General features: G+C 49.0%; 3 protein-coding genes. All 3 read right to left on the bottom strand.

From position 1 onward, the window contains the following. Positions 1-191 precede the first annotated feature (191 nt). Positions 192-1,157, bottom strand: coding sequence for an HNH endonuclease signature motif containing protein (locus ACWJI7_RS14100; RefSeq protein ID WP_479938843.1), 966 nt, complete (start codon positions 1,155-1,157; stop codon positions 192-194). Between the two features lie 437 nt (positions 1,158-1,594). Then, the gene (locus ACWJI7_RS14105) at positions 1,595-2,869 is read right to left on the bottom strand and encodes a hypothetical protein (protein WP_479938844.1); all 1,275 of its coding nucleotides are present in this window, start codon (positions 2,867-2,869) and stop codon (positions 1,595-1,597) included. Positions 2,870-3,005: 136 nt separating this feature from the next. Continuing rightward, positions 3,006-3,302 (bottom strand): NYN domain-containing protein, encoded by a 297-nt coding sequence (locus ACWJI7_RS14110; RefSeq protein WP_479938846.1) that lies wholly within the window; start codon positions 3,300-3,302, stop codon positions 3,006-3,008. Positions 3,303-3,414 lie beyond the last annotated feature (112 nt).

Consider the following 3,414-nt stretch of genomic DNA (forward strand, 5'->3'; position numbering starts at 1 on the left):
TAACACCGGAAATCCAACACCAACCAGCTACATTTGCCATGGCTGCCTGAACAGCAGCAAGGGAGTCATCTTTCCTGGCAGTCACCGGACTAGCGGGACCAAGCAGTAAGCATATCCCAAGGGACATGTTATTGGCATGAAGTTAGCTCGTTGCATTGTTCGTCAGGAGATATTATCCCTTCGACCTACTCCTAGGTTTCTGTACACACCAAGAGCAGCTCTCCTTGAAGGTTTGCAGGGTCTCTTCTAGCCTCACTAAGCGGCGAACTGCCATCCCAGGAAGCACCTTTCTTAAGGTTCTCCTCGGCAGTGATAACCCTTAGATTGCTGGGATGGTGTTCCCCTCCTGACGCAAGAGGTTTGATGTGATCAACGTGATGCTCTATGCCGGTCTGTTTAGTGAGCCGCCACGCCTCTGCGTAGATCTGTCCAATCTCCTTCCTTTCATCAGGTGTTAGGTCTCGAGGAAAAGCACCTCTTCTCATAGCATCTCTCCTCCTCTGGTCGATGTGCCTGCACTCAACACATTCCCCATTCCGTGAATGCCTCACACCACCATGCCCGATCCCACACTCCTTGCCTATGTAAGTCTCAAGGCCACGCCGTAAGGCTTCAGATGCACTCTGGGCAGGAGAACCATTTAAGTGTCGAAGCTTCTCCTGTTCCTCCCTGGCTTGTCGCTGATGATCCTGTTCAAGTTGGGTTGCCAGCTTCTTCTGCTTTCTGCTTTCTTCTCTCTGCTTCTTCTCTGAATCTCGCTTGGCTCGCGATGCAGCTTTGCGCTGCTGTCCTCCAGGTATCCAGTGTGCTAGCTGTCCCGCATCATCCAGGTAAACTCCTGTCAGCTTTCGTTTTTTCCTTGCGGGACAGAACTTGTATTTCTCGTAATCAATTGAATACTCTGGAAGGAATGGTAGAGGAACTCCATTGCATCCACAAATGCAGTCACCTTTTGGCTTTCGCAAGACATATGATTGTAGTGAATTGCTGGGCCCATAAGTGATCTGCTTCGAGTCTTTGAGGAGCGACGACGAAGAGCTGCTGCTTCGTTGAGGCGTGCGGTGCTCTACTTGAGATATTCGCCCATTAATGGAGGATGCACTCTTTGAGAGCCACCATAAGACAAGGACAATGAGCAGGAAGAAAAGAAGTTCCACTTACCTAAGATTCGCGTGTGCCTCGCTAAATCATGAATCATTCGTGAAATGTTAGCCCATCAGGGGCCCGCTCTACACCCCTGCTGACCACTTACGCGAAGAAGATCCAACTCGCTCCTCGGTGAGATGCGGGCCTAGGCGATGACACCGGGCATATCGTCACGCGCGGCGTTGAACTGCCATTCGTGTCCCGGACTAAACTGCAGCAGACTTGGATCGCGGATGTGCATGCTTTAGCGCAAGTCTTTTCTCATCATCCTGCTGTGCTTGCCGCAACCGTGATTGTGGCCGCAACATCAACGCCCTTCTGCCCCCTTCTCTCCAAGGCAGCTTGGGCACCGAAGTGAACTGTCTGTGGATCTAACGCTCCAGATCAGAAGCGGGCAGGCATATTGGCAAGACTAGTTACATCAGCTCCCGTCTTCTGTATCTGGATGTTAGGCTTCTTGAGAAGGAAGACTAGCACACTCCAATACTTCTTGACGGGCTTGACTCGCGAGCCAGATTAGAAAACCTCTATCTACAACACTAAGCCGCCTTGTTGTGCTGTCGTAGTCAATGATAATGGGCTTAATATTTTTATCTACTTGCAGGGACGCGGCTGATTGAAGGGCCTGCGTGATATTGCCTGGATTTAATTCGCCTCCACTAGGATGGTGCTGTTGCAGGGATTTGCGGATCTCAGCATATGTTAGGCCACTTTCAAGCTGCTTGGAATCGGCGGTCAGTATTGGCCAAAGCAACCATCTATACATCTCAAGCCTTGTGTCTTGGAACCCATCTGCAAAGTTGGTAAAAAAAGCACGATAGCGCCCCCTCTGCTCATTCACAACTTCACGAACGAGATCATCTACCGGCTTAATCACCGCAACTGGTGTTTGATTCTCTTGTGTAGTAAAAATACCAGCATCGCGACATGCGCGTCGACAGCACTCTTGAACAATGGATACACTTTCAAAGCATTTATCAAGAAGTTCATCAATAAACTCTCTGTCAAAACTGATATTAAGAAGCTTCTCCCCTTCGACTACTACTGCGAGCAGATCATCCTTAGACCAAAGGTCCGCATTTATGGGTATAACACGACCAGTCAAGTCTCCATTATACACAATTAAACGGTTCTCTTCTAGCCATACCCCAACCACAATAACAGAAAGACTTGAGACTTCATGGAGAGCCTTAAGTTCAATGGCGAAGTCTCGCTGAGTTTCTGGCGACAGATAATGAAAGTCCTCCAAGACGATAAACTTTTTAAAGGTGATTGAATCCAATGCCGCGATTAAGTCGTTGACGTCATCCGCATCAAGAGTCAACGGTGAAAGAGTCTTTTTGTCTTCTGTTCCCCGCTCTAGCTCACCATCAGTCCCTAGTCCAACGCCAAGCAGTGCGGCGGAGAACTTGGCAATGATCTTTTGCTTTCCAGAAACAGACCTCTCCGTCGATTGAGTCACCTCAAAGCCAGCTCTCTTCAGAATGTTGGCATTGATATCGCCAACGGCCCATCTGTTTGAGCATTGCACAACAATATAGTCATCATCATCAAGGCAGTGCTTGCGGAGGCAAGTCTTGCCCTGTTTTGATCCTCCATGGATAACGATGTGTTTCGTTCTGGACAGGCTGTCAATCAAGAGAAGATCTACAGCTGCTCTGGAGACGTAATTGAGTGGCACGTCCCTAACAACACCAAAGACATCATCGATGTTGTGGCTCATCTCAGAAACTCCGATTGCAATGAAGAGGTTGTGATTCTTGGGCTCGCCCAAGTCTATCGCTTGTCATGACTTGGTCGCATCAAGATAAACCGATCATGAATACGCCCTTCTCTAGCGGCTATGGTGGATTATGATGTTAAGATGCCTTGTCAATTGCAGGATGCATGTCTTTTAGCCACAAAACCGCATCGGCGTAAGACTGGAGGTCAGTAGACAGATTCACCTGAGATCCGCAGATCCAAACCTCTTTATGAAGTTCAGACTTGACATAAGAGATCGCGTCTTCGAAGTCACCGTCTCCCGCTGAAATTAGAAGGCGATCATAGACATTCTGTGCTGCCATCTTAACGATAAGAGTGGCGATTCCAACGTCGACGCCTTTCTGAACTTCGCGCTCGAACTGATGTGAACAGTTCGGACACGTTACACGCATGTCTTTGAGCTTGTATAATTGGACGCGAATCTTCGGGCCTCTTGGTGGCGCGGACTTTTGAGGTGGTCTGGCTTTTCTGGACAGGGCCCATCGTTAACCTCTGAGGCGGGGC

The organism is Cryptocyanus atlanticus LEGE 06306 (assembly GCF_056633155.1).

Bases quoted from the DNA above. Each gene is read 5' to 3' on its own strand.
- ACWJI7_RS14105 (WP_479938844.1), bottom strand. From the start codon at position 2,869: ATGAGCCACAACATCGATGATGTCTTTGGTGTTGTTAGGGACGTGCCA.
- ACWJI7_RS14110 (WP_479938846.1), bottom strand. From the start codon at position 3,302: ATGCGTGTAACGTGTCCGAACTGTTCACATCAGTTCGAGCGCGAAGTT.